This is a genomic window from Streptomyces abyssomicinicus (assembly GCF_008974245.1).
Taxonomy (GTDB): Bacteria; Actinomycetota; Actinomycetes; order Streptomycetales; family Streptomycetaceae; genus Streptomyces; species Streptomyces abyssomicinicus.
On sequence record NZ_BBZI01000008.1, the window covers coordinates 15480 to 39070 of the forward strand.

Below are 23591 nucleotides of genomic sequence, written 5' to 3' on the forward strand. Positions count from 1 at the left end.
GATCATGCTCTTCCGTGCGCCTGCCTGCACAAATGACGAGGGGGGCGCGGTTTGATTCCGCACCCCCCAGCAGGCTTTTGATCGAGCGTCAACCAGCCAGGTTGTCCGCCAGTTCCTCGGTCAGACCGGCATCGGTGCCAGGGATTCCGAGGTCGGACGCACGCTTGTCCGCCATCGCGAGCAGTCGGCGGATTCGGCCGGCCACCGCGTCCTTGGTGAGCGGCGGGTCGGCGAGCGCGCCCAGCTCCTCCAGCGAGGCCTGCTTGTGCTCCATGCGCAGCCGTCCGGCCGCCGCGAGGTGCTCGGGGACCTCCTCGCCCAGGATCTCCAGCGCGCGCTGCACCCGGGCCCCCGCGGCCACCGCGGCACGGGCCGACCGGCGCAGGTTGGCGTCGTCGAAGTTGGCCAGCCGGTTGGCGGTGGCGCGGACCTCGCGGCGCATCCGCCGCTCCTCCCAGGCGAGCACCGAGTCGTGCGCGCCGAGCCGCGTCAACAGCGCGCCGATGGCATCACCGTCACGGACGACCACCCGGTCAACGCCGCGCACCTCGCGGGCCTTCGCCGCGATGGACAGCCGCCGGGCCGCGCCGACCAGGGCGAGCGCCGCCTCGGGACCGGGGCAGGTGACCTCCAGCGAGGAGGAGCGCCCCGGCTCGGTCAGCGAGCCGTGTGCCAGGAAGGCTCCGCGCCAGGCTGCCTCGGCGTCGCAGGTGGCGCCGGAGACGACCTGCGGGGGCAGTCCGCGGATCGGGCGGCCGCGGCCGTCGACCAGCCCCGTCTGCCGGGCGAGCTGGTCACCGCCCGCGACCACCCGCACCACGAACCGGGACCCGCGGCGCAGCCCGCCGGGCGCCATGACGATCAGCTCGGAGCTGTGGCCGAAGATCTCCAGGATGTCCCGCTTGAGGCGCCGGGCCGCGTTGGCGGCGTCCAGCTCGGCCTCGATCACGATCCGGCCGCTCACCAGGTGGAGGCCGCCGGCGAACCGGAGCAGGGCGGAGACCTCCGCCTTTCTGCAGCAGGTCCGGGTGACGGGAAGCCGTGAGATCTCGTCCTTCACAGCCGACGTCATCGCCATGGGCCGATCCTTCCATGCATCCGAAAAATACGGTCGTACGCGGCCGCCAGCAGCTCCGGATCGTGCCGGGGGGTTCCGTCGGTCCGGGCCACGGGGGCCAGCTCGACCGCCGCGCCGACCCGCTTGGCGGCCGCGGCGAGCGCTTCGCGGTCGGGTACGGCGGCCTCGTCGGCCAGCACCACGTCCAGGGCGAGTTTAGGGGCGTGTCGTGCCAAAACCTCCACATGACGCTGCGGGGAGAAGCCCTCGGTTTCTCCCGGCTGCGGCGCGAGGTTCAGCGAGAGCACCCGGCGTGCGCGGGTCTGCGTGAGCGCCTCGAGCAGTTCGGGGACCAGCAGGTGCGGGATCACCGAGGAGAACCAGGACCCCGGTCCGAGGACCACCCAGTCGGCGTCCAGCACGGCCTCCACGGCCTCCGGGACGGCCGGCGGGTCGTGCGGCACCAGGTGGACGGACTGCACCTCGCCCGGGGTCAGGGCGACCGTCGCCTGGCCCCGGACGGTGTCCACGTCCTCCGGGCGCGCCGGGTCGTGGCCCTTCACCAGGGCCTGGAGCTCCAGCGGCACGGCGGACATGGGCAGCACCCGGCCGTTCGCGCCGAGCAGCCGGCCCACCAGGTCCAGCGCCTGGACGTGGTCGCCGAGCTGTTCCCAGAGGGCCACGATCAGCAGGTTGCCGACGGCGTGGCCGTGCAGGTCGCCCTCGGTCTGGAAGCGGTGCTGGATGACCCGGGCCCAGGTCTGGCCCCAGTCGTCGTCGCCGCACAGGGCGGCCAGCGCCTTGCGCAGGTCGCCGGGGGGCAGCACCCCCAGTTCCTGGCGCAGGCGGCCGCTGGAGCCGCCGTCGTCGGCGACCGTGACCACGGCGGTCAGGTCGCCGGTGATCCGGCGCAGCGCCGCGAGCGAGGCGGACAGGCCCATGCCGCCGCCCAGGGCGACGACCTTGGGCTGCGCGCCCCGGCGGCGAGGCCGGGCTCCGCGGGTCTCCGTGGCGGCGCGCGCGGTCGTCCGGGCCTCCCTGCGGAAGGCGGGGACCGCGTTGCGCCGCAGGCCGGTGAGCCGCGGGGTGTGGCGTCTCATTCGCGTCCCATGTCCCGGTGGACGACCACCGTCTCGACCCCGTCCGCGGCCAGGCGCTTGGCGAGCTTCTCCGACATGGCGACGGAGCGGTGCTTGCCGCCGGTACAGCCGACGGCCACGGTCACGTAGCGCTTGCCCTCGCGCCGGTAGCCGGCCGCGATCATGTGCAGCAGCTCGGTGTAGCGGTCGAGGAACTCCTTCGCGCCGGGCTGGGAGAAGACGTAGGAGGACACCTCCTCGTTGAGGCCGGTGAACGGGCGCAGCTCGGGGACCCAGTGCGGGTTGGGCAGGAAGCGCATGTCCACCACGAGGTCGGCGTCGACGGGCAGGCCGTACTTGAAGCCGAACGACATGACGGTGGCCCGCAGCTCGGGCTCCTCCTCGCCGGCGAACTGGGCGTCCATCTTGGCGCGCAGCTGGTGCACGTTCAGGCCGGAGGTGTCGATCACCAGGTCGGCGTCACCACGCAGCTCGCGCAGGAGTTCGCGCTCGGCGGCGATGCCGTCGACGATGCGGCCGTCGCCCTGCAGCGGGTGCGGGCGGCGCACCGACTCGAAGCGGCGCACCAGGGCGTCGTCGGAGGACTCCAGGAAGACGAACCGCCTCCTGACCTGGCGGGCGTCCAGCTCGGCGAGCGACTCGCGGAGGTTGTCGAAGAAGCGGCGGCCGCGGACGTCGACGACCACGGCGATCCGGGCGACGTTGCCCTGGCTGCGGGCGCCGAGCTCCACCATGGTGGGGATCAGGGCGGGTGGCAGGTTGTCGACGACGAACCAGCCGAGGTCCTCCAGGCACTTGGCCGCGGTGGAGCGGCCGGCGCCGGACATGCCGGAGATGATCACCAGCTCCGGGGTGGCCGCGTCGGCCGTCTGGGCCGCGTCCGTGCCCGTGCCCGTCGTCACCTGTTCCGCTCCGTCGTCCGTCCGGGCCGTCCGGCCCGGCTGCTGCTGCGTCATGCGTGCTGCCCCCGTCTCTCGTCCTTGCTCTGCGGCGACCGTTCCCGGTCGCCGTCGCGCGCCTTCCCGTCCGCGTCCTCGCTCACGCCTTCGCCGCCGCCCACCGGGTGAGCGGCGTCCGCCGGGTGAGCGCGGTCGTCCGGGTGCGTGCCGTCCTGCGGGGCGGGCCGCGGCGGTTCCCCGCCCTCGGCCCGCGGCGCCCTGCCCTCGTCCCGCGGTTCCCCGCCCTTGGCCAGCGGTCCCGGCCCGGGCTCGCGGTGTCCGCCGTGGGCGGTCGCGCCGCCGGTGCGGCCCGGGTGGGCGGGGAGCCCGTGTCCGTGGTGTGCGGTGCCCTCCTCCGGGGCCGGGCCTGCCTCCGGTGCGGCCTCCGGCTCCCGTTCCGGGGACGCGGTCGTCCGTTCCGGGGACGCGGTCGTCCCGGGGGAGGGCTCGGGCCCGCCCTGCGGCTCCGGCTCTCGCCGCGGCTCCGGCTCGGGCACGCCGTGCGGCTCGGGCCGCGGTTCGGGCTCCGGCTGTCGCCGGGGAGCGGGCCGCGCGGCGGGCGCCGGGGCCACGTCGTCCAGGATCTCACCCGTGGCGGTGTTGACCGCGGGGACGCCCGGCCCCGCCGCGGCAAGGGTCGCGGCGACCGTCTCGGCCGTCTTGCGGCCTATCCCCGGCACCTGCTGGATCTGCTCCACCGTCGCCGCCCGCAGCCGCTTCACCGAGCCGAAGTGCTTGAGCAGCGCCTGCTTGCGCGTCTCCCCCAGCCCTGGCACCGCGTCCAGCGGCCCGGACCGCAGCCGCTTGGCCCGCTTGCCGCGCTGGTAGGTGATGGCGAACCGGTGCGCCTCGTCCCGCACCCGCTGGAGCAGGTACAGGCCCTCACTGGTGCGCGGGAGGACCAGCGGGTCCTCCTCGTCGGGGAGCCAGACCTCCTCCAGCCGCTTGGCCAGTCCGCAGACGGCCACGTCGTCGATGCCCAGCTCGTCCAGTGCCCGCCGCGCGGCGGCGACCTGCGGGCGTCCGCCGTCGACCACCACCAGCTGCGGCGGGTAGGCGAAGCGGCGCGGCCGCCCGTCCTCCTCGGCCGCGGAGGCCGTCACCTCGCCGCCGACGGCGCCGTCGGCCCACTCGCCGGTGCGCTCCTTCTCGGCCAGGTAACGCCGGAACCGCCGGAAGATCACCTCGTGCATGGAGCGGACGTCGTCCTGCCCCTCGAAGCCCTTGATCTCGAAGCGCCGGTACTCGCTCTTGCGCTGGAGGCCGTCCTCGAAGACCACCATCGACGCGACCACGTCCTCGCCCTGGAGGTGGGAGATGTCGTAGCACTCGATCCGCAGCGGCGCGCTGTCCAGACCGAGCGCCTCGGCGATCTCCTCCAGGGCCCGCGACCGCGTCGTCAGGTCGGAGGCGCGCTTGGTCTTGTGGAGCGCCAGCGCCTGGCGGGCGTTCTGGGTGACCGTCTCCATCAGCGCCTTCTTGTCGCCCCGCTGCGGCACGCGCAGCGAGACCTGGGCGCCCCGGCGCTCCGTCAGCCAGTCCTGCACGGGCTCCAGCGGCTCGGGCAGGGCGGTGACCAGCACCTCCCGCGGCACCGAGTCCCCGGCCTCCTCGCCGTAGAGCTGCTGGAGGGCGAGTTCCACCAGGCCGCCGGTGGTGACGGCCTCCACCTTGTCGGTGACCCAGCCGCGCTGGCCGCGGATCCTGCCGCCGCGGACGTGGAAGATCTGGACGGCGGCCTCCAGCTCGTCCTCCGAGACGGCCACCAGGTCGGCGTCGGTGGCGTCGGCGAGCACCACCGCGTTCTTCTCCATGGCCTTGCGCAGCGCGCCGATGTCGTCGCGCAGCCGGGCGGCCCGCTCGTACTCCATGTCCTCGGCGGCGGCCGTCATCCGCTGTTCGAGGCGGCGGAGGTACGTGCCGGTGCGGCCGGCCATGAACTCGCAGAACTCCTCGGCGAGGTCCTGGTGGTCCTCGGCGGAGATCCGGCCGACGCAGGGCGCCGAGCACTTGTCGATGTAGCCGAGCAGGCAGGGCCGCCCGGTGCGGGCCGCGTTCTTGAAGACGCCGGCCGAGCAGGTGCGGACCGGGAAGACCCGCAGCAGCAGGTCGACGGTGTCGCGGATCGCCCAGGCGTGGCCGTAGGGGCCGAAGTACCGCACGCCCTTCTTCTTGTGCCCGCGCATCACCTGGACGCGGGGGAACTCCTCGTTCATCGTCACCGCGAGGTACGGGTAGCTCTTGTCGTCGCGGTACTTGACGTTGAAGCGGGGGTCGAACTCCTTGATCCAGGTGTACTCCAGCTGGAGCGCCTCGACCTCGGTGGAGACCACCGTCCACTCCACCGACGCGGCGGTGGTCACCATGGACCGGGTCCGCGGATGGAGGTTGGAGAGGTCCTGGAAGTAACTGGCCAGCCGCTGGCGCAGGCTCTTCGCCTTGCCGACGTAGATCACCCGGCGGTGCTCGTCGCGGAAGCGGTACACCCCGGGGGTGTCCGGAATCTCCCCCGGCCGGGGGCGGTAGCTGGAAGGGTCGGCCATGCCCCCAACCCTACTGGGGGCGTCTGTCAGGAGGCCTGTGCCGTGACGATCTTGCCGTTCTCGACCTTCACGGGCACTTCGGTGAGCGGAACGGTCGCCGGCGGGTTGAGCACCTGACCGTTTGCGGCGTCGAACCGGCTGCCGTGGCAGCCGCAGGTGATCGTGGTGCCCTCCAGCTGGGTCATCACGCAGCCGGCGTGGGTGCAGACGGTGCTCCATGCCTTGAGCGCGCCGTCCTCGGTCCGGCTGACCACGACCTTCTGCTGGTCGAAGACCTTGGAGCCGCCCGCCGGGACGTCGCTCTCGGGGCCGAGTGCGGTGCCGGGCTCCGGTGTCCCGGACGAGGAGTCGCGGTCGTCCTCCGCCCCCGCGCAGCCGGTGAGGGCGAGGCCCGCGACGGGCGTCAGGGCGGCGCCCCGAAGGACGGTACGGCGGCGGAGGTCGTCACTGCCGGACATGGCGCAGCTCCCCTGGTTCGGCGTGGAGTCGGGACGGGCCCGACGATACCGGGGGCCTCGCGGTGTGCGAGCGTGGGCCCGTCCCTCCCGTGTCCTCGCAGAAGGAGCCGCCCGTGATCGTCGTCGCCGGTGAGGCCCTGATCGACCTGGTGCCCCACGAGCCGGGGCCGCTCGCCCCGCTGCGGCCGGTGCCCGGCGGGGGCCCGTACAACACCGCCGTGGCACTGGGACGGCTCGGCGCGGAGGTGGCGTTCTGCTCGCGGATCTCCACGGACGGGTACGGCGGGGCGCTGCTGGACGGGCTGCGGGAGGCGGGGGTGGACATCCGCCCGGTGCAGCGCGGTCCGGAGCCGACCACGCTGGCGCTGGCCCGGCTCGGCGAGGACGGCTCGGCCTCGTACGCCTTCTACGTGGAGGGCACGGCGGACCGCCTCTTCCGGGCGCCCGGACGGCTGCCGGAGGGGACCCGGGCGGTCTCCTTCGGCACCTGCTCGCTGGTGCTGGAGCCGGGGGCGACGGCGTACGAGGGGCTGCTGCGGGACTCCGCCGCGCGGGGGCTGTTCACGGTGCTGGACCCGAACATCCGCGCCGGGCTGATCCCCCGCCCCGACGCGTACCGGGAGCGGTTCCGGTCCTGGCTCCCGGCGGTCACGCTGCTGAAGCTGTCCGAGGAGGACGCCCGCTGGCTGGGCGGCACGCCGCGGGAGTGGGCCGCGGAAGGGCCCGGTGCGGTGGTCCTCACCCGGGGCGGGGCGGGCCTGACGGTGGTGACCCGGGCGGGTCTGGAGGTCTCGGTGCCCGCGCCGCGGGTCGCGGTTGCCGACACCATCGGCGCGGGCGACACCGTGACGGCGGCGCTGCTGCACGGGCTGGCGCGGCGGGACGCGCTGACGGGGGCGGGGCTCGCCGCCCTCGACGCGGAGGGCTGGCGGTCCCTGCTCGGGCTGGCGGCCCGCGCGGCGGCGCTCACCTGCACCCGGCCCGGTGCGCAGCCCCCCTCCGCCACCGACCTGGACCTGTGACCCCGCCCCGTCACCACGCCGCCGCCCGGCGGACGGCCGGCCCCGCCCCAGAGCTCGGCACGGTCCGGACAGCCCGGCCCCTCCACCACCCTGCGAGCGCAGGAACCCCACCGCCCTGCGGGCGGCTGAGCCGCCCAGAGGGCGACGCGGGTACGCACGGTCACCATGCCGCACCCCGCCGCTCTGCGGGCGGCCCCGGCGAGGCGCGCGGAGAGGGCGGGGCGGGGGTGCCGCAGGGTGGCGTGGGGGCCGTGGAGGGGTCGGCGGCGGACGGAGCGCGGCCCCCGCTCCGGGAGGAGCGGGGGCCGCGGCGTGAGGCGTCAGGCCTTGCGGGACGCCGCCCGCTTACGCGGCTTCGCCACCGGCGTCGCGTCACTGACCCGGTCCCCGAGGATGTCCCGGAGGAACTTGCCGGTGTGGCTGGCCGGCACCCCGGCCACCTCCTCCGGCGTGCCCTCGGCGACCACCATGCCGCCGCCGGCGCCACCCTCGGGCCCCATGTCGACGACCCAGTCGGCCGTCTTGATGACGTCGAGGTTGTGCTCGATGACGATCACCGTGTTGCCCTTCTCGACCAGGCCGGAGAGCACCTTCAGCAGCTTGCTGATGTCCTCGAAGTGCAGACCGGTGGTCGGCTCGTCGAGCACGTAGACGGTGCGCCCGTTGGAGCGCCGCTGGAGTTCGGTGGCGAGCTTGACGCGCTGCGCCTCGCCGCCGGAGAGCGTGGTCGCCGACTGGCCGAGGCGGACGTAACCGAGACCGACCTCGTTGAGGGTGCGCAGGTGGCGGGAGATGCCGGGGATCGCCTCGAAGAAGTCCAGCGCCTCCTCGATCGGCATGTTCAGGACCTCGGCGATGTTCTTCCCCTTGTAGTGCACCTCCAGGGTCTCCCGGTTGTACCGGGCCCCGTGGCACACCTCGCACGGGACGTAGACGTCCGGGAGGAAGTTCATCTCGATCTTGATGGTGCCGTCGCCGGAGCAGTTCTCGCAGCGGCCGCCCTTGACGTTGAAGGAGAAGCGGCCGGGCAGGTAGCCGCGGACCTTCGCCTCGGTGGTCTCGGCGAACAGCTTGCGGACGTGGTCGAAGACGCCGGTGTACGTCGCCGGGTTGGACCGCGGCGTGCGGCCGATGGGCGACTGGTCGACGTGCACGACCTTGTCGAGCAGGTCGTCGCCCTCGACCCGGGTGTGACGGCCCGGCACCCGGCGGGCGCCGTTCAGCTCGCGCGCCAGGTGGGTGTAGAGGATGTCGTTGACCAGCGTCGACTTGCCGGAGCCGGAGACGCCGGTGACGGCGGTGAAGACTCCGAGCGGGAAGGACACGTCGACGTCCTTCAGGTTGTTCTCCCGCGCCCCGCGCACGGTCAGCTGCCGCGCCGGGTCGAGCGGCCTCCGGACGTCCGGCACCGGGATGGACTTCTTCCCGGAGAGGTACCTGCCGGTCTCCGACTTGGCGTTGGCCAGCAGTTCCTCGAGAGAGCCGCTGTGCACCACGGAGCCGCCGTGCTCGCCGGCGCCGGGGCCGACGTCGACGATCCAGTCGGCCGCCTTCATGGTGTCCTCGTCGTGCTCCACGACGATCAGCGTGTTGCCCATGTCGCGCAACCGGACCAGGGTCTCGATCAGGCGGTGGTTGTCCCGCTGGTGGAGACCGATGGACGGCTCGTCGAGCACGTAGAGCACGCCGACCAGACCGGAACCGATCTGGGTGGCCAGACGGATGCGCTGGGCCTCGCCGCCGGAGAGCGTGCCGGCGGCGCGGTTGAGCGAGAGGTAGTCCAGGCCGACGTCGACCAGGAAGCGCAGCCGCTCGTTGACCTCCTTGAGGACCCGCTCGGCGATCTTCTTCTCGCGGCCGGTCAGCTTGAGCTGGGCCAGGAAGTCGGCGCACTCGCTGATGGACAGGGAGGAGATCTCGGCGATCGACTTCCCGTGCACCGTGACCGCCAGGACGATCGGCTTCAGGCGGGTGCCCTCACAGGTGGGGCAGGGCACCTCGCGCATGTAGCCCTCGAAGCGCTCCCGGCTGTTGTCCGTCTCGGCGTCCTCGTGGCGGCGCTTGACGAAGGGAACGGCGCCCTCGAACGGTGTGGTGTACCGGCGCTCGCGGCCGTACCGGTTGCGGTAGCGGACGTCGATCTGGGTCTTGTGGCCGTACAGCAGCGCCTTCTTGGCGCGGGCGGGCAGCCCGGCGAAGGGGATGTCGGTGCGGAAGCCCAGGGCGTCGGCGAGCGCGTCGACCAGGCGGCCGAAGTACTCCTTGGCGTGGCCCGCGGACCACGGGTGGATGGCGCCCTCCTCGAGCGTCTTCTCCGGGTCCGGGACGATCAGCTCGGGGTCGACCTCCATGCGCGTGCCGATGCCGGAGCAGTCGGGGCAGGCGCCGAAGGGCGAGTTGAAGGAGAAGGAGCGCGGCTCCAGCTCCTCGAAGGAGAGGTCGTCGTACGGGCAGTACAGGTGCTCCGAGAACATCCGCTCGCGCTCGGGGTCGTCGGCCGGGAGGTCGACGAAGTCGAGCACGACCATGCCGCCGGAGAGACCGAGCGCGGTCTCCACGGAGTCCGTGAGGCGGCGCTTGGCGGAGCTCTTCACCGTGAGGCGGTCCACGACCACCTCGATGGTGTGCTTCTCCTGCTTCTTCAGCTTCGGCGGGTCGGAGAGCTGGATCGTCTCGCCGTCCACCCGGGCACGGCTGTAGCCCTTGGTCTGCAGGTCGGCGAAGAGGTCGACGAACTCGCCCTTGCGCTCGCGCACCAGCGGGGACAGGACCTGGAACCGGCTGCCCTCGGACAGCTCGAGCACCTTGTCCACGATGGCCTGCGGCGACTGGCGGGAGATGGGACGGCCGCACTCCGGGCAGTGCGGCTTGCCGATCCGCGCGAACAGCAGGCGGAGGTAGTCGTACACCTCCGTGATGGTGCCGACCGTCGAGCGCGGGTTGCGCGAGGTCGACTTCTGGTCGATGGAGACCGCCGGGGAGAGGCCTTCGATGAAGTCCACGTCCGGCTTGTCCATCTGGCCGAGGAACTGCCGGGCGTACGAGGAGAGCGACTCCACGTAACGGCGCTGGCCCTCGGCGAAGATCGTGTCGAAGGCGAGGGAGGACTTGCCCGAACCCGACAGACCCGAGAAGACGATGAGCGAGTCGCGTGGCAGGTCGAGCGAGACGTTCTTCAGGTTGTGCTCGCGCGCGCCACGGACGATGAGACGGTCGGCCACGCCGTTCCGCACCTTTCTTGGGGGAGATGACAGGGGCGGGGCCCCCGTCCTTCTCAGCGTAGGGGGAGCCTCTGACAGCACCGGGGGACTTCACCGGTTTCCGCCCTCTACAACAAATCGGGCGCTTCCGGGCTTCCCGGTGTGGGCTACCGAGCTTATAGCACGCACATTCGATTCACGGGCGATCCTGCCTCGTTTCACCCGAAGGTGTGGGGCGTCACGCCGTCCGGTTGCCCCGGCCCGGCGGCTCGCCGGCTCGCATGTACGGCGAGCGGCGTGCGGCGTGCGGCGTGCGGCGTGCGGCGTGCGGCGTGCGGCGGGCACGGGGCTCCCGGCCCGCCCCCGCTATAGGCTGCGGACATGACGTACACGGGAGCGGTGAAGGTCGGCGGCCCGGCCGATGTGCACGAGCTGCAGGACCTGATGATCACGAAGATCGCGGTCGGCCCGATGGGGAACAACGCGTACCTGCTGCGCTGCCGGGCCACGGACGAGCAGCTGCTGATCGACGCGGCCAACGACGCCCATACCTTGATCGGTTCCATCGGCGACGACTCGATCGCCTCGGTCGTCACCACCCACCGGCACCCCGACCACTGGCAGGCGCTCGCCGAGGTGGTGGCCGCCACGAACGCCCGCACCTACGCCGGCCGGGAGGACGCCGAGGGCATCCCGGTCCCGACCGACGTGCTGGTCGACGACGGCGACGTGATCCGGGTCGGCCGCGTGGAGCTCACCGCGCGCCACCTGGTGGGCCACACCCCCGGCTCCGTCGCCCTGGTCTACGACGACCCGCACGGGCATCCGCACGTGTTCACCGGCGACTGCCTCTTCCCGGGCGGCGTGGGCAACACGAGGAAGGACCCCGAGGCGTTCGCCAGCCTGATCCACGACGTGGAGACGAAGCTGTTCGACGTCCTGCCGGACGAGACCTGGGTGTACCCGGGCCACGGCGACGACACGACCCTGGGCGCCGAGCGCCCGCACCTGCCGGAGTGGCGGGCGCGCGGCTGGTGACGGACCGGGGCGTCACGCGTCAGGTGCGCGCGACGCCCTCCCCCGCCAGTGCCGCGACGCGCTCCACCGCGAAGACGTACCCCTGGAGGCCGCAGCCGGCGATCACGCCGTCGGCGCGCAGCGAGACGTAGGAGTGGTGCCGGAACTTCTCGCGGTGGTGGATGTTGGAGATGTGCACCTCGACGACCGGCAGCCCGTCGCAGGTGTTGAGGGCGTCCAGCAGGCCGACCGAGGTGTGCGAGTAGGCGGCCGGGTTGATCACGATGCCGCAGTGGTTCAGCCGGGCCTCGTGGATCCAGTCGATCAGTTCGCCCTCGTGGTTGGACTGCCGCAGGTCGACGGTCCCGCCGTGCGCGGCGGCCGCCTTGGCGCACATCTCCTCCACGTCGGCGAGGGTGCCGGTGCCGTAGATCTCCACCTGGCGCTGCCCGAGCAGGTTCAGGTTGGGCCCGTTGAGGATCATGATCGGGGCGTCGGCGAGCGTGCGGGGCATGGGCGGACCTCCGGTGCGGTGATCTCGTGCGATCGGCTCCGACGGGTCTATCACGGCACGCTCAGGGGATGACGGACAGTTCCAGATAAGCGGCCAGGATCGCCAGGTGCAGGCCCGCCTGGAGCGGTGTGGCCCGGCCGGGCACGATGGTCAGCGTGCCGACCAGGACGGTCAGCGCGAGCAGCACCATGTGGGTGGGGGCCAGCCCCAGGACCAGCGGGCCGTGCAGCCAGATCGAGGCCACCGCGACGGCGGGGATGGTCAGGCCGATGCTGGCCATGGCGGAGCCGATGGCCAGGTTGAGGCTGGTCTGCACCCGGTCCCGGCGGGCCGCGTGCACCGCGGCGATGGTCTCCGGCAGGAGCACCAGCAGGGCGATGACCACACCGACGACCGCGTGCGGCATCCCGGCGGCCGCCACACCGCTCTCGATGGCGGGCGAGACGCCCTTGGCCAGACCGACCACACCGATCAGGGCCAGGGCCAGCAGGCCCACGCTGATCAGGGCCGTCCGGGTGGACGGCACGTCGGCGTGGTCCTCCTCGGTGAGGACGCCGCCCTCACGGGCGACGGGCAGGAAGTAGTCGCGGTGCCTGCGCGTCTGGGTGGCGACGTAGAGGCAGTAGAGGACGAGCGCCGCGACCGCGGCGAACACCAGCTGGGCGCCGCTGAACTCCGGGCCGGGAGCGCTCGATGTGAAGTTGGGCAGCACCAGGCTGAGCGTCGCCAGCGTGGCCACTGTGGCCAGGGCGGCACCGGTGCCCTCGGAGTTGAAGATGGCGGTGCGGTGCCGCAGCGAGGCGACGAGCAGGGAGATGCCGACGATGCCGTTCAGGGTGATCATCGCGGCGGCGAAGACGGTGTCGCGGGCCAGCGTCGCGCTCTGTTCGCCGCCTCCCGCCATCAGCATGACGATCAGCCCCACCTCGATGATGGTGACCGCCACGGCGAGGATCAGCGAACCGAAGGGCTCGCCCACCCGATGGGCTATCACCTCGGCGTGGTGGACCGCGGCGAGCACCGCGGCCGCCAGCGCCAGGGTCATCAGCGCGACCGCCACCGGCGGCACGGAGCGGCCCCAGGTGAAGGCCAGCACGACCGCCGCGAGGACCGGCGCCGCGACCGCCCAAATCGACCCCGGGGGCCGCTTTCGGGCAGACAGAACTTTCATGCGCCGATCCTCTCAATCGATTACTTGGCGTGCACCGCGAGCCCGCGGTCCCGGCCGGCGGGATCACCGCCGGCCGGGACCGTCCGCTCAGGCTCCCGCAGTCTCGGCCTCCGCCTCGGCCTTCGCCTTCCTCCGGTTGGCCATCAGGCTGGTGATCGTGGTGATCACCAGGACGGCGCAGATCACGCCGAGGGAGACGGGGATGGATATCTCGGGGACGTGCACCCCGGACTCGTGCAGCGCGTGCAGCACCAGCTTCACGCCGATGAAGCCGAGGATCACGGACAGCCCGTAGGACAGGTGGACCAGCTTCTCGAGCAGCCCGCCGATCAGGAAGTACAGCTGCCGCAGACCCATCAGGGCGAAGGCGTTGGCGGTGAAGACGATGTACGGGTCCTGGGTCAGGCCGAAGATCGCGGGGATCGAGTCCAGCGCGAACAGCACGTCCGTGGTGCCGATGGCCAGGATGACGACCATCATCGGCGTCATCACCCGCTTGCCGTTCTGGCGGATCCACAGCTTGGTGCCGTGGTAGCGGTCGGCCACGCCGAAGCGGCGCTCGGCCGCCTTGAGGAGACGGTTCTCCTCGAACTCCTCCTCGTCGTCCTTCGACCTCGCGTCCTGGATCAGCTTCCAGGCGGTGTAGATCAGGAACGCGCCGAAGAGGTAGAACACCCAGGAGAAGCTGCTGATGATCGCCGCGCCCGCCGCGATGAAGACGGCCCGCAGCACCAGGGCGATCAGCACGCCGATCAGCAGCACCCGCTGCTGGAACTGCGACGGCACCGCGAACTTCGCCATGATCAGGACGAAGACGAAGAGGTTGTCGACGCTCAGCGACTTCTCGGTGACGAAGCCGGCGAAGAACTCACCGGCGGGCGCTCCGCCGGCGAAGACCAGCAGGCCGAGGCCGAAGAGACAGGCGAGGCCGATCCAGACGGCGCTCCAGATGCCGGCCTCCTTGACCGACACGTCGTGCGGCTTGCGGCCGATGAAGAAGTCGGCGCCGATCAGCACGGCCAGGACGGCCACGGTTGCGACCCACAGGGACAACGAAACTTCCACAGATACCTCCGGTCACAGAGAGAAACCGGAGGTCTCTTCCACCCGGCGGCCGAGCCGCGGGCCGACGCCCCGGGTCCGGGGCTTCTGGCCCGGGCCGTATTGACGGGAACGCCGCAGCAGACAGGGAGTACTCCCCTCCGTCTGCCCGAAGGTACACCAATCACCAAGGAAAGGTAAAGGGCGTCTTTACCTTTCCTTGGCTCGCAAATGGTTACGCGCAGTCACCGGCGACGGGCGGCGGCCACCTGGTCCAGCACCCGTTCCAGCGTCCTGCCGTCCCGGGGTGGCAGGGAGGGCTCGTACGTCCAGGCGTGGCAGACCCACGGGTCGGCGAGGTGGTCCTCGGGAGCCGGCGTCAGCCGCAGCAGGGACCGCCACAGCGGATCCAGGAGGGCGCCGAATCCGGCGGCGTCCTCCCGGTCGGCCACCAGCAGCAGGTGGACGCCGGCGCGCGGTCCCTCGTCGGCGAGGTAGCGCAGGGCGGTGACGGCGCGGTCGTCGAAGGCGTGCGGGAAGTCGTGCACGATCAGCAGCCGCTGGGCCAGGTCGGTGCCGGGCGGCAGCGACTCCGGGGCTCCGGCGCGCACGGCCATCTGCACCAGGTCGACATGGCCGGCCAGCCGGGCGAGCAGGCCGGAGACGGCGCCGGGGCCCACGGCCGGAGGCTCGGCGAGCACACCGCTGCGGGAGAGCGGGGCCAGGGACCGGGCGCCCGCCCCCGCGGCGTCGATCACCTCCACGGCGAAGTCGCCGGGCGGGTGGGCGGCCAGCAGGCGGGTGGCGAGGGCGACGGCCATGTCCAGGGCGAGGCGGCGGCGCTCCTCCGGGGTGACCAGCAGGCTCTCGGCGGAGCGCCCCTGGCCGCTGTCGATCCACAGGCCGCGTTCCAGCGGCAGGCGCAGCAGCAGGGGGATCCGCAGGGCGCCGCTCTCCGGAAGGCTCAGGTCGCCCAGGCGCACCGCCAGGGGCTGTTCCTCGGGGGCGCGGCAGGCGGACCACACGGGGCTCTCCCAGCGCGCGTACGCCGGGGGGAGGGCGGGTTCGACCACGTCGGACTCGGCCCGCAGCTGCGCGAGCTGCTGGTCGAGGACCTGCTGGGCGCGGCCGACCAGTTCCTCGCGGCGCGCCCGGGCCTCGCGGCGCGCCCGGTCCGCCGTCCCGTCGCTGCGGGCGCGGTAGTCCCCGAGCACCCCGTCGAGCTCCTGGTCCATCCGGCCGTCCGCGAACTCCACCGCGCCGCGATGGGCGGCGACGGCCCGGGCGAGGTCCTCGAACATGCCCCAGACCTGGTTGTAGAGCCGCTCCTCCATGGACCACCCGGCGGCGTCCCCGGCCACCGGCGCGGCGCCCTCCGCCGGGGCGCCGGGGCCTTCGTACCCGCTTCCGCCGGGCGCGCCTCCCGGCGCCGCGGCGCCGGGGCCCGCGTGTCCGCCGGGCGCGCCCCCCGCCGCTCCGGCGGTGCGCCCCCGGTGCCGGTAGTCGATCCCGCCGCCGGCCGTACCGGTCCCCGGGGCGTCAGGCCCGGCGGAGGCGGCGGGCCACCCCGGTCCGTCCAGGGGCGCGGGCCGCCCGTCCGGGCCGCCGGAGGGCGGAGGCGGGACGGCCGGGCCTCCGGCCCCGGCCGGAGCTCCGGGGACGCCCGGAGTTCCGGGGACGCCCGGGAACGCGGGCTGACCGCCGCCCCGCTCGTGCGCCGGCGCGCCCGCGACCTCCGGGCCGCCGCCGGACACGGGCGGGCTGCCGGGCCCCGCGGAGGCCGCGGCCGGCGTCCCGGGGGCGGCCGGCGGCGTGGACTGCGGGACGGCCGGCGGGGTGGCCGGCACCCCGGCCCCGCCCGCGCCGGCCCCGCCCGCCCCGGGCGGGGGCTGGGCGGTGAAGGCGCCGGAGGCGGCCGGGGAGTCGGTGACCGCGGTGCCGCCCGCGGGGGTGGGCGACGGCAGCAGCCAGTCGCCGTCCGCGGCGGCGGGGACGGGGCCGGCCAGATGGCGGGCCTCGGCCAGGGTCAGGCCGTGGTCGGCGAGCAGCGCCTCGAGCCCCGCGGCGTACCCCTGGCCGACCGCGCGGACCTTCCACGCCCCCTGCCTGCGGTACAGCTCCAGCGCGACCACCGCGGACTCGCTGTCCAGCCCGGTGATCGTGTAGCTGACCAGCGCGGGCCCCGTGGCGCCGGGGGCGACCACGGCGGTGAACGGAGCGGGCCCGCCCCCGAAGCTCTGCCCGGCCGGCAGCGCCAGCACGACGCCCACCCGGTGCACGGTCTCCGGCAGCGCCGTCAGGTCGACCCTCACCCGGTGCTCAGCGCCGTCGGGTCCCCCGGGCAGCTCCACTCCGGGCGGCCCGGCCGGACGTCCCGGAAGGATCACCCCCTCGGTCCCCGACAGGCGCCCCTGCTCGTCCGTGAGGACCGCACCCACCGTGACCGGACGGCCGGCGGACACCCGGACCTCCGGTCGGGCCTCGGTGAGCGGATGGTTCTGGCCCCGCGCCAGCTCGGCCGTCATCGCGGTACTTCCCTTTCGTATGCCCGCCTCGGATGCCCGCCGCCGGGTCCGCCGCGTCAGAGCTGCCGGGAGATGTCCGGCAGGAGGTCCTGGAAGGTGCGGCCGTTGGACGGCGTGCCGATGGCCGTCATCGTCCAGCCCGGTCCGCTGCGGTGGACCTTGGCCATGATCTGCGCGGTGTACGCCCCGCCGCCGGCCAGCGTGTAGCGGGCCAGCTCGCGGCCGTTGGTCTCGTCGACCAGACGGCAGAAGGCGTTGGCGACCTCCTCGAAGGTCTGCCCGGTGAAGGAGTTCACCGTGAACACGATCTTGTCCACGTGCACCGGCACCCGCTGGAGGTCGACCAGGATGGCCTCGTCGTCGCCACCGGTGCCCGCGCCGCCGACCAGGTTGTCGCCGGTGTGCCGCACCGAGCCGTCGTCGCTGACGAGGTGGCGGAAGAAGACCACGTCCACCAGCTGCCCGCCGGCGAACAGCAGCGCGGAGGCGTCCAGGTCGATCTCCCGGACGCGGCGGCCGAACAGACCGCGGCGCGGGGCGGACTGCCAGCCCAGCCCCATGCGGACCGCGGTGAGACTACCGCCGTCGTCCTTCTGCAGACTGATCGCCTGGCCCTTGGTCATGTTGACGGTCACGCGCGGTCCCCTCTCGGACTGAGTCCCCGTGAAATCCCCTCGCCCGCGGCCCCCCGCGGACGCTCCGACCCTATGGGTGCGCACCGCCGGTCCGCCCGCCCCTTGCGGGATTTGTGTCGGTCCTGCAACACAGCGCGGCGCCCGGGCGGCGGCGGGCGGCCCCGCTCAGGCCACGCCCGCCTCCTTCATCTGCCGCAGCTCCTTCTTCATCTCGGCGACCTCGTCCCTCAGGCGGGCGGCGACCTCGAACTGGAGGTCGGCGGCGGCGGCGCGCATGCGCTGCGTCATCTCCTCGATCTGCTGCGCCAGCTCGGCCGCCGGCCGGTCCGTGACCGCGCCGTCCGCGGCGGCCTTGGCGCCCTTGCCCTTCCGGCCGGCCGCCTTCGAGGAGGCCTTGGAGGACGCGGCCGGGACCGGGGCCGTGCCGGCCGCCTTGCCGCCGCCCTTGCGGTAGCCGGTGCCGAGCAGCTGCTCGGTGTCGACCTCCTCGCGGGCGATCTGCGAGACGATGTCGTTGATCTTCTTGCGCAGGGGCTGCGGGTCGACGCCGTTCGCCTTGTTGTAGGCGATCTGCTTCTCCCGGCGGCGGTTGGTCTCGTCGATGGCCTTGGCCATCGCCGGCGTGACCTTGTCGGCGTACATGTGCACCTGGCCGGAGACGTTGCGCGCCGCGCGGCCGATGGTCTGGATCAGCGAGGTGCCGGAGCGCAGGAAGCCCTCCTTGTCGGCGTCCAGGATGGCCACCAGGGACACCTCGGGCAGGTCGAGGCCCTCCCGCAGCAGGTTGATGCCGACCAGGACGTCGTACTCGCCCGCCCGCAGCTCCCGCAGCAGCTCGATGCGGCGCAGCGTGTCCACGTCGCTGTGCAGGTAGCGGACCTGGATGCCCAGCTCCAGGAAGTAGTCGGTGAGGTCCTCGGCCATCTTCTTGGTGAGGGTGGTGACCAGGACCCGCTCGTCCCGCTCGACGCGCTCGCGGATCTCGTGCACCAGGTCGTCGATCTGCCCCTCCGTGGGCTTGACCACGACCTCCGGGTCGACCAGCCCGGTCGGGCGGATGATCTGCTCGACCTGGCCGCCCTTGGAGCGGGACAGCTCGTAGGCTCCGGGCGTCGCCGACAGGTAGACCGCCTGCCCGACGCGCTGCTGGAACTCCTCCCACTTCAGCGGCCGGTTGTCCAGCGCCGACGGCAGCCGGAAGCCGTGGTCGACCAGGGTCCGCTTGCGGGAGGCATCCCCCTCGAACATCGCGCCGATCTGCGGGACCGTGACGTGCGACTCGTCGATGACCAGGAGGAAGTCCTCCGGGAAGTAGTCCAGCAGGGTGTTCGGCGGGGTTCCCGGGCTGCGGCCGTCGAAGTGCATCGAGTAGTTCTCCACGCCGGAGCAGGTGCCGATCTGGCGGAGCATCTCGAGGTCGTAGGTGGTGCGCATGCGCAGCCGCTGGGCCTCCAGCAGCTTGCCCTGCTTCTCCAGCTCCGCGAGGCGCTGCTCCAGCTCCGTCTCGATGTCGCGCACCGACCGCTCCAGCCGCTCGGGACCGGCCACGTAGTGCGAGGCGGGGAAGACGTAGAGCTGCCGCTCGTCGCTGATGATCTCGCCGGTGAGCGGGTGGAGCGTGGTCAGCGACTCGATCTCGTCGCCGAACATCTCGATCCGGACGGCGAGCTCCTCGTACACCGGGAAGATCTCGATGGTGTCGCCGCGCACCCGGAAGGTGCCGCGGGTGAACGCCACGTCGTTGCGGGTGTACTGGATGTCGACGAAGCGGCGCAGCAGCTCGTCCCGGTCGATCTCCTCGCCGACCTTCAGGGGCACCATCCGGTCCACGTACTCCTGGGGCGTGCCCAGGCCGTAGATGCAGGAGACGGAGGCGACCACGACCACGTCCCGGCGGGTGAGCAGGGAGTTGGTCGCCGAGTGGCGCAGCCGCTCGACCTCCTCGTTGATCGAGGAGTCCTTCTCGATGTAGGTGTCCGACTGCGGGACGTACGCCTCGGGCTGGTAGTAGTCGTAGTACGAGACGAAGTACTCGACGGCGTTGTTCGGCAGCAGCTCGCGGAACTCGTTCGCCAGCTGGGCGGCGAGGGTCTTGTTGGGCGCCATCACCAGCGTCGGCCGCTGGAGCTGCTCGATCATCCAGGCGGTGGTGGCGGACTTGCCGGTGCCGGTCGCGCCGAGCAGCACGACGTCCTTCTCGCCGGCCTTGATGCGCCGGGACAGCTCGGCGATCGCGGCGGGCTGGTCACCGCTCGGCTGGTAGGGACTGACGACCTCGAAGGGCGCCACCGTGCGTTCGATGTGGGAAACGGGCCGCATGCCTCCACGTTACGACCAGCCACCGACAACGTCCTCGGACCGCGGTCGCCGCACGGCGCGCGGCCCGGTCCGGTCATCCGTACCAGGCGGCGCTGCGGTCCTCCTCGCGGCTGCTGCCGGCGAGGGGCCGGCGGCCGCCGCGCGGGGCGGCGGGCCGCTGCCCGGGGCGGGCGGCCGGCACGGATCCGGGCACCGGGCCGTACAGGTCCTCGGGGACCGGCCGGGGGACCGGGCGGCTCATCACCATCTGCGGGTCGAACATCACCACGACCCCGGCCAGCAGCAGGAAGGCGAGCGGACCGGCCAGCATCGGGCCGATCAGCGCACCGGCCGCGTCGCCCGGCGGGAGAACGGCGGCGTCGTCGTGCAGGTGGACGGTGGCGGCGGCCATGCCGGTGTAGTGCATGCCGGTGACCGCGAGGCCCATCACCAGGCTGGCGCCCACGCTCCACAGCAGCCCGCGGACCTGGCTGGCCGCCCACAGGGCGCTGGTGGCGGCGACCACCCCGATCACGACGGACAGGGCGACGGTCGGGGTGTCGTACCGCAGTTCGCCATGGAACCGCATGCCGGCCATGCCCAGGTAGTGCATGGAGGCTATGCCGAGTCCGGTGAGCGTGCCCCCGGTGAACAGGGCGGTGCCGGTGGCGTTCCAGTAGCCCACCAGGAAGGTCCCGATGCCGACCATGACGATCGCCACCGCGAGGCTGGCGAAGGTGGTCGGCAGGTCGTAGCCGACCGGCGTCCCGCCGACCGAGAAGCCGGTCATGGCGATGAAGTGCATCGTCCAGATGCCGGAGCCTATGGCGGCGGACCCGAGGGCCAGCCAGCCGGCCCGGCGGCGTCCCACCAGGAGTGCCCGGGTGGTGCAGCGCAGCCCGAGCGCGCCACCGAGGCAGGCCATCACGTAGGCCGCCACCGGAGTGATCAGCCCGTGACTGAAACCGTCGACCGTGCCCTGCATGCGCGGCTTCCCTTCCGCCCCGTGTCGTCCGTGTCGGCGCGTCGTGCCCGTCGTGCCCGTGGTGCCCGTGCTGTCTGCCGTGACCGTCGTGCCCGTGGTGCCCGGAACCTGTGCGAGCGGCCGGGTACCGGTGGGGAGAGTATGACTCTCACCTGATGGGACCAACGATTCTGCGTCAAAGAATCACATCGTCGACCCACTTGTGGGGCACCAGCGAGCGGACTTGGGCACCAGGCGTCATTCCACGCCCATTCCGGCATCCACGCCGCGCGCACTCTCTGCTGTCACTCTGGAACCGTCCGTGCCAGTCGACGCGAGGAGAACGCATGCACGCGCGCGCAGTCGCCGCGACCGCCTCGGCACTCCTGGGCCTCGTCGCCCTCCTGCTGCCGATCCCCGGCGCCCGCGCCGATCACGAGGCCGGACGCCCTGCGGTGATCGCCCATCGGGGCGCCTCCTCCCTGGCGCCCGAGAATACGCTGGCCGCCGTCGACCGGGCGCGTCGGCTGGGCTTCACCTGGGTCGAGAACGACGTGCAGCGCACCAGGGACGGCGTGCTGGTGGTCCTTCACGACGCCGGGCTGGCCCGCACCACCGACGTGGAGCGGGTCTTCCCCGGCCGCGCGCCGTGGCGGGTGCGGGACTTCACGGCGGCCGAGATCGCGCGTCTGGACGCGGGCAGCTGGTTCGGCCGGCGGTTCGCCGGTGTGCGCGTGCCGACCCTGCGGCAGTACCTGGCCCGGGTGGAACGCAACCGCCAGAGTCTTCTCCTGGAGATCAAGAACCCCGAGCTCTACCCGGGCATCGGCCGCCAGGTGCTGCGGGAGCTGGGGCGGGCCGGCTGGCTGGACCGCCGGCACCTGTCACGGCTGGTGGTCCAGAGCTTCCACGTGCCCACCATCCGCAGCGTGCACCGGCTGCGCCCGGCCGTGCGGACCGCGGTGCTGGGCTCCCCCACCATCGCCGAGCTGCGGACGTACGCGCGCTTCACGGACCAGATCAACCCGCAGCACCTGAAGCTCACGGTCGGCTACGTGGCCGCGGTGCAGCGGCTGCGCGGACCGCACGGCAGACCGGTCGAGGTGTGCGCGTGGACCGTGGACCGCCCGATCGACGCCCTGCTGGCGGCGGGCTACGGCGTCGACTGCCTGATCACCAACCGGCCGGACGTGGTGCGCAGGGCGCTGTCGGTCTTCTGGACGTCCCCGTGACGGGCCGCGCTGTCGGTGGCGGGTCGTAACGTGAACCCATGGACAACTCCGTGCGGGACGGGACGACGGGCGACGGGCGGGTCGTCTGGGACGTCGTCGACGGTCCGATCGGGCCGCTGCTCCTCCTGGTGACGCCGCGGGGGCTCGCGGGCGTGGTGTTCCACGCCCGGCCCGAGGTGTGCGAGCGGTTCCTCGCCCGGGCCGCCGCCCGGCTGGGCGTCCCGCCCGAGCGGGACCCGCGGGCGCCGCTGCTGGCGGAGGCGATACGTCAGCTCACCGCGTACCTGTCCGGCGGCCTGCGGGAGTTCTCCCTGCCGCTGGACTGGTCGCTGCTGCCCGGCGAGGCGGGCTTCAACGGGCGGGTGCTGCGGGAACTGGCGGCGTCGGTCCCCTACGGCACGGTGACCGGGTACGGGGAGCTGGCCCGCCGGGTCGGACGGCCCGGCGGGGCGCAGGCGGTGGGGATGGCGATGGGCGCCAACCCGCTGCCCGTGGTGGTGCCGTGCCATCGTGTCGTCGAGAGCGACGGCGGGGTCGGCGGGTTCTCCGGCGGCCTGGAGACCAAGCGCCGCCTCCTCGCCCTGGAGGGCGTCCTCCCCGAGCCCTTGTTCTGACCCGCCGCCGGGGCCGCCCGGCGCCGCGTCGGCGTGCCCTGGTGTGCCCCGCCTGCGGCCCCTGCCGGGGAGGCGCGGACCGCACCGTGACGCGCGGGCCGCCGCGTCGTGCGGGCGGGCGTGTCGCGCGGGCGGGCGCGCGGGTCTCCGAGCGCCCGCTTGCCGCGGGCCCGCCGCCCGGCGCGTCCGCGCGTCGCGGGTCCGCCGCCCGGTGCGTCGCGTGCTCGCGTGTCGCCCGCGCCGCCTCAGGCGCGAGGCGGCGTGCAGAGACAGGTCGCCGCAGCCGCAGGTGGTGCGCGGCAGGCGCGCACCCGGCCCGCGGGCGTCCGGCCGTCGGGTTCTCCCCTCCGGGGCCGACGGTCCCCGGAGGGGAGAAGTCCCCCGGGGCGGGCGCGGTGCGCCGGTGCCGGGCCGGTCCGTCAGGGGCGGCGGGCGCGGACGGAGACCAGGGGGCCGGCGGCCAGGTCCATGGCGCCGGTGGCGACGTGCGCGAGGTGGCGGTCGATCTCCTCCTCCGTGGCCACCCCGGCCGCGACCAGCGCCCCCCGTGCCTGCCGGACGGTCGCCGTCTCCAGCGCCCCGCACGCATCCGAGGCCAGCGGGAAGTAGACGTCCGCCTCGACCCGCGCGAGCCCCGCCTCCCGCAGCAGCCGCGGCAGGCGGCGGCCGTAGGCGAGGTCCACGCCGCGCTCGGCGAGCAGGTCCCGCAGCCCGAGCCGCAACCGGTTGGCGAGCTGCTGCTCGGGCCCGGACTCCTCGGGGCAGAGCAGTGGCTGCAGCGCCAGGTCGGCGTCCTCCACGAGCAGGCGCCCGCCCGGCCGCAGCGCGCGGATCATCGAACGCAGGGCACGGTCCCGGTCCGGCGCGTGGACCAGGCCCAGCCGCACGTGGACGAGGTCGAAGCCCTCGCCCGGGGGGTCGTCACGGCCCAGCCGGTGGGTCCGGGTCTCGACCTGCCGGGCGGTCGCCTCCGCCCAGGAGACGTCGGAGTCGGTGAGGACCACCTTGCCGGTCGGACCGGCCTTCCTGGCCAGCCAGGTCGCCACGCTCGCCCCGCCGGCGCCGATCTCCCAGCAGCGCCAGCCGGGGCCGACGCCCAGCTGCTCCAGGTGTCGGCAGGTCACGGGGTCGAAGAGGGCGGCCACCGCCTCGTGGCGGGCGCCGGAGTCCTCGTGCCGCCGGCTGTCGCGGGATCCGGGAGCCGAGCCGGTCCGGTCGTCGATGAGGTGGCCGTCGAGTGTCGTCATGCCGGAATCATCCCA

The 23591-nt window shown here is 73.3% G+C and carries 17 protein-coding genes and 1 pseudogene; 4 read left to right on the forward strand and 14 right to left on the reverse strand.

Features of this window, described 5'->3' with window-relative positions; genetic code table 11:
• Window positions 1–88: 88 nt before the first annotated feature.
• The 5 genes and pseudogenes from whiA to GBN72_RS17105 form a co-directional block, all read right to left on the reverse strand.
• Window positions 89–1078, reverse strand: a complete 990-nt coding sequence (gene whiA / locus GBN72_RS17085; protein WP_151772711.1) for a DNA-binding protein WhiA — start codon at window positions 1076–1078, stop codon at window positions 89–91.
• Window positions 1069–2157, reverse strand: a complete 1089-nt coding sequence (locus GBN72_RS17090; RefSeq protein ID WP_151772712.1) for a gluconeogenesis factor YvcK family protein — start codon at window positions 2155–2157, stop codon at window positions 1069–1071. Before GBN72_RS17090 ends, whiA begins: the two co-directional genes overlap by 10 nt.
• A complete protein-coding gene (rapZ, locus tag GBN72_RS17095) occupies window positions 2154–3113 on the reverse strand; it encodes an RNase adapter RapZ (protein ID WP_151772713.1) in 960 nt (319 codons plus the stop codon). Before rapZ ends, GBN72_RS17090 begins: the two co-directional genes overlap by 4 nt.
• 488 nt (window positions 3114–3601) lie before the next feature.
• Window positions 3602–5638 (reverse strand): annotated as a pseudogene (gene uvrC, locus GBN72_RS17100) (excinuclease ABC subunit UvrC); the annotation flags it as partial.
• Between the two features lie 26 nt (window positions 5639–5664).
• The gene (locus GBN72_RS17105) at window positions 5665–6096 is read right to left on the reverse strand and encodes a Rieske (2Fe-2S) protein (RefSeq protein WP_151772715.1); all 432 of its coding nucleotides are present in this window, start codon (window positions 6094–6096) and stop codon (window positions 5665–5667) included.
• 113 nt (window positions 6097–6209) lie between these two features.
• Between GBN72_RS17105 and GBN72_RS17110 the strand changes: the two genes are divergently transcribed.
• The gene (locus GBN72_RS17110; protein WP_151772716.1) at window positions 6210–7118 is read left to right on the forward strand and encodes a carbohydrate kinase family protein; all 909 of its coding nucleotides are present in this window, start codon (window positions 6210–6212) and stop codon (window positions 7116–7118) included.
• A 320-nt stretch (window positions 7119–7438) separates the two neighbouring features.
• Here the strand turns inward: GBN72_RS17110 and uvrA are convergent, their stop codons facing one another.
• Window positions 7439–10339 (reverse strand): excinuclease ABC subunit UvrA, encoded by a 2901-nt coding sequence (gene uvrA, locus GBN72_RS17115; protein ID WP_246212607.1) that lies wholly within the window; start codon window positions 10337–10339, stop codon window positions 7439–7441.
• Window positions 10340–10699: 360 nt separating this feature from the next.
• Here uvrA and GBN72_RS17125 point away from each other — a divergent pair, with 360 nt between their 5' ends.
• Window positions 10700–11356, forward strand: coding sequence for an MBL fold metallo-hydrolase (locus tag GBN72_RS17125; RefSeq protein ID WP_151772718.1), 657 nt, complete (start codon window positions 10700–10702; stop codon window positions 11354–11356).
• 19 nt (window positions 11357–11375) lie between these two features.
• Here the strand turns inward: GBN72_RS17125 and aroQ are convergent, their stop codons facing one another.
• The 7 genes from aroQ to GBN72_RS17160 all read right to left on the reverse strand — a co-directional run bounded on the left by aroQ (window position 11376) and on the right by GBN72_RS17160 (window position 20504).
• Complete coding sequence (gene aroQ / locus GBN72_RS17130; protein WP_151772719.1) at window positions 11376–11849, reverse strand: type II 3-dehydroquinate dehydratase; 474 nt, start codon at window positions 11847–11849, stop codon at window positions 11376–11378.
• A gap of 61 nt (window positions 11850–11910) precedes the next feature.
• Window positions 11911–13020, reverse strand: a complete 1110-nt coding sequence (locus GBN72_RS17135) for a calcium:cation antiporter (RefSeq protein WP_151772720.1) — start codon at window positions 13018–13020, stop codon at window positions 11911–11913.
• Window positions 13021–13107: 87 nt separating this feature from the next.
• Window positions 13108–14085 carry a TerC family protein gene (locus tag GBN72_RS17140; RefSeq protein WP_151772721.1) on the reverse strand — a complete coding sequence of 326 codons (978 nt, stop codon included), beginning with the start codon at window positions 14083–14085 and terminating at the stop codon, window positions 13108–13110.
• Window positions 14086–14306: 221 nt separating this feature from the next.
• Window positions 14307–16586 carry a TerD family protein gene (locus GBN72_RS17145; RefSeq protein WP_151772722.1) on the reverse strand — a complete coding sequence of 760 codons (2280 nt, stop codon included), beginning with the start codon at window positions 16584–16586 and terminating at the stop codon, window positions 14307–14309.
• A 56-nt stretch (window positions 16587–16642) separates the two neighbouring features.
• Window positions 16643–17221 (reverse strand): TerD family protein, encoded by a 579-nt coding sequence (locus tag GBN72_RS17150; protein ID WP_151772723.1) that lies wholly within the window; start codon window positions 17219–17221, stop codon window positions 16643–16645.
• Window positions 17222–17386: 165 nt separating this feature from the next.
• On the reverse strand, window positions 17387–19540 hold the full coding sequence (gene uvrB, locus GBN72_RS17155) for an excinuclease ABC subunit UvrB (protein ID WP_151772724.1): 2154 nt from the start codon (window positions 19538–19540) through the stop codon (window positions 17387–17389).
• A 73-nt stretch (window positions 19541–19613) separates the two neighbouring features.
• Window positions 19614–20504, reverse strand: coding sequence for an MHYT domain-containing protein (locus GBN72_RS17160; protein ID WP_151772725.1), 891 nt, complete (start codon window positions 20502–20504; stop codon window positions 19614–19616).
• A 326-nt stretch (window positions 20505–20830) separates the two neighbouring features.
• Between GBN72_RS17160 and GBN72_RS17165 the strand changes: the two genes are divergently transcribed.
• Together GBN72_RS17165 and GBN72_RS17170 are read left to right on the forward strand one after the other, a co-directional pair.
• A complete protein-coding gene (locus GBN72_RS17165) occupies window positions 20831–21715 on the forward strand; it encodes a glycerophosphodiester phosphodiesterase (RefSeq protein WP_151772726.1) in 885 nt (294 codons plus the stop codon).
• Between the two features lie 38 nt (window positions 21716–21753).
• The gene (locus tag GBN72_RS17170) at window positions 21754–22329 is read left to right on the forward strand and encodes a methylated-DNA--[protein]-cysteine S-methyltransferase (RefSeq protein WP_151772727.1); all 576 of its coding nucleotides are present in this window, start codon (window positions 21754–21756) and stop codon (window positions 22327–22329) included.
• Window positions 22330–22748: 419 nt separating this feature from the next.
• Here the strand turns inward: GBN72_RS17170 and GBN72_RS17175 are convergent, their stop codons facing one another.
• Window positions 22749–23576 carry a class I SAM-dependent methyltransferase gene (locus GBN72_RS17175; protein ID WP_151772728.1) on the reverse strand — a complete coding sequence of 276 codons (828 nt, stop codon included), beginning with the start codon at window positions 23574–23576 and terminating at the stop codon, window positions 22749–22751.
• Window positions 23577–23591: the final 15 nt, after the last annotated feature.

Coding starts and splice junctions, on each gene's coding strand:
- GBN72_RS17105 (WP_151772715.1), bottom strand. CDS start 6,096: ATGTCCGGCAGTGACGACCTCCGCCGCCGTACCGTCCTTCGGGGCGCC.
- GBN72_RS17175 (WP_151772728.1), bottom strand. CDS start 23,576: ATGACGACACTCGACGGCCACCTCATCGACGACCGGACCGGCTCGGCT.
- GBN72_RS17145 (WP_151772722.1), bottom strand. CDS start 16,586: ATGACGGCCGAGCTGGCGCGGGGCCAGAACCATCCGCTCACCGAGGCC.
- GBN72_RS17160 (WP_151772725.1), bottom strand. CDS start 20,504: ATGCAGGGCACGGTCGACGGTTTCAGTCACGGGCTGATCACTCCGGTG.
- GBN72_RS17170 (WP_151772727.1), top strand. CDS start 21,754: ATGGACAACTCCGTGCGGGACGGGACGACGGGCGACGGGCGGGTCGTC.
- uvrB (WP_151772724.1), bottom strand. CDS start 19,540: ATGCGGCCCGTTTCCCACATCGAACGCACGGTGGCGCCCTTCGAGGTC.
- aroQ (WP_151772719.1), bottom strand. CDS start 11,849: ATGCCCCGCACGCTCGCCGACGCCCCGATCATGATCCTCAACGGGCCC.
- rapZ (WP_151772713.1), bottom strand. CDS start 3,113: ATGACGCAGCAGCAGCCGGGCCGGACGGCCCGGACGGACGACGGAGCG.
- whiA (WP_151772711.1), bottom strand. CDS start 1,078: ATGGCGATGACGTCGGCTGTGAAGGACGAGATCTCACGGCTTCCCGTC.
- GBN72_RS17135 (WP_151772720.1), bottom strand. CDS start 13,020: ATGAAAGTTCTGTCTGCCCGAAAGCGGCCCCCGGGGTCGATTTGGGCG.
- GBN72_RS17165 (WP_151772726.1), top strand. CDS start 20,831: ATGCACGCGCGCGCAGTCGCCGCGACCGCCTCGGCACTCCTGGGCCTC.
- GBN72_RS17090 (WP_151772712.1), bottom strand. CDS start 2,157: ATGAGACGCCACACCCCGCGGCTCACCGGCCTGCGGCGCAACGCGGTC.
- GBN72_RS17125 (WP_151772718.1), top strand. CDS start 10,700: ATGACGTACACGGGAGCGGTGAAGGTCGGCGGCCCGGCCGATGTGCAC.